General features: G+C 38.4%; 1 protein-coding gene. It reads right to left on the bottom strand.

What is annotated here, in order from left to right; translation table 11 throughout:
- Window positions 1–346: 346 nt before the first annotated feature.
- The gene (locus F6K13_RS30090) at window positions 347–2,002 is read right to left on the bottom strand and encodes a mechanosensitive ion channel (RefSeq protein ID WP_124146002.1); all 1,656 of its coding nucleotides are present in this window, start codon (window positions 2,000–2,002) and stop codon (window positions 347–349) included.
- Window positions 2,003–2,106 lie beyond the last annotated feature (104 nt).

The raw sequence follows: 2,106 nt of genomic DNA, 5'->3' as shown, positions 1-2,106 counted from the left end.
TCAGACAAAAAGCACAATAGTTTAGTTATTGATGCATGGCAATAGTTTGAGATTTTGACTAGGTGGAGAGTAAGCATTCAGCTATTAGCAGTCAGCTATTCCTACGGAATGCTCTCGTAGTCAGCTTTTTAATGAATGAAGCAAGCATTTTGTTAACTTCTACTACATTTTTATACGAAGAATTGAAGTACAAGAACAACAAGCTTAAATTGTCCACTAAAGGTAATAAAGCTGATAGCTGATAGCTGACCGCTGAATGCTTACGGTGGAGAGAGGATGATTAAAATCTTTAAAATTTTTTCTACTCTCCCCAATACAATACTTTTGCAGTAGCTTTAACTACTTATTATTTCTTATTTTTGAACTGCTCTAACCATTCTTGAATTTTAGAAGAAGCAATATCTCGTCCTCCTAAACCAAAAGCTAAAGCAATAGCTACTGCCATTGCTCCCATGAAAAGTCCAAAAGCTAGATTCACAATACTAGGAGCAATTCCCATTTGTTGCAAAGCCATAGCTGAGACTAATACAATAATCCCAATTCGAGCTAGCTGGCCCAAAAGTCTAGCTTGAGAATTGCCAGAACTGGTGATTAAATTATAAGCAAGGTTAGCCAAGTATAGACCTATAGCCAATACTACTAAACCATAAAGAACCCGACCTGCAATATAAATTACAACATTGACAATTAAGGTCAGAGCTTCCAACTCCATAATCTGGGTAGCTGAAACTGTGGCAAAAAGGATAATACCCACAAAAGCTACAATACCAGCAATTTCTGAAGGAGTCCGTGCAGTAGGTTTAGCCCCAGGAGTACCAGGTTCACCCTGAATTACAGTAGCATTTGGATCAGAAGCTGGTTGTGTTGAACTTAAACCAAGCCAGTTGAAAAGGTTATTGAAACCAACGCTAGTCAGAAGATTAGTAACTAAATCACTAACAAATCTACCAACAAAATAAGCAACTACCAAAATCACAGCAGCAGCAAAGATTTTCGGTATAAACGTCAGAATATCATTGAGCATCGCCACTGCTGGAGTAGTAATGGCCAAAATATCCAGAGCGCTCAGAGCAGCGATCGCTACAGGAATCAATATCAGAACATAAACAACTGTGCCAATAATGGAAGAAAGATTTTGACCCCCAGTAGTTTGACTCATACCAAACCTACTACCTATTTGGTCTACACCTGTAGCAGCCAGAAGATTAGTAACAACTTTCTTAACCACAGTAGCAACTAACCAACCTACTCCAGCTAGAATAACAGCCTTGAGAATTCTGGGAAGAGACTGCAGGATTTGGTCAACAATGTTCTGAACAGGTTGTAGTGCAATCTGTAGTTGTAAAGCTTCCAGGATTACAGGCAAGAATAACAAGAAAATCAACCAATAGATAGCATTAGCAATAGTATCGCTAATTTGCACTTGATTTTCTGTTTGTCCATCACTAACTTGCTGGTTCAGACGGTCATCTAAACCAAATGTCCTCAGTCCTTTAGTAACTGCTAATTTAGCTATAGTTGCCACTAACCAGGCAATACCTAGCCAAATTAGGGCAGCTGCTACATTAGGTAAGAAGCTAGTTATTTCGGTCAGGAAAGCATTGAGAGGTTCAGAAACTGCGGTGAGGTTGAGCTTATCGAAGAAAGCTATCAGAACAAAGATCATGATGATCCAGAAAATCAAAGAGGAGATCCATTTCTCCACTGGTAAATTCTGAGCTTGTTCTTGACTACCCGTTACCCAACCAGCAATTTTGTTATCGATTTTGGTCTTCTTGAATAGTCCTCCAAGGAAGCTGGAGAGAATCCAAGCCACTATCCAGCCTACAACTAGAATTGCAATTGCTGTTACTATGTCCAAAATTGCAATTGCTGTAAAATTTTGGGACACTATATTTACAGGATTTGCTTCAGTTTGTGCCAAAATATTTGAGGCTAACATCAAATTAGCCTGAATTGGCTCACTGATTGATTGTGTAATAATTTGCCAAGTGCCATTCATGCTTTTTTTGGGTTAATGTGACCTTTAAATTAGCAACCTGATGAGATTACCAATATATGCCTTATAGCTTGAAGGTAACTATGTCATTTAGTCAAGTTTTTCAA

The sequence above is a fragment of the Okeania sp. SIO2B9 genome (assembly GCF_010672505.1).
Taxonomy (GTDB): domain Bacteria; phylum Cyanobacteriota; class Cyanobacteriia; order Cyanobacteriales; family Microcoleaceae; genus Okeania; species Okeania hirsuta.
Note: the sequence above shows the minus strand (reverse complement) of the source record. Positions and strands in the feature narration are given on the sequence as shown.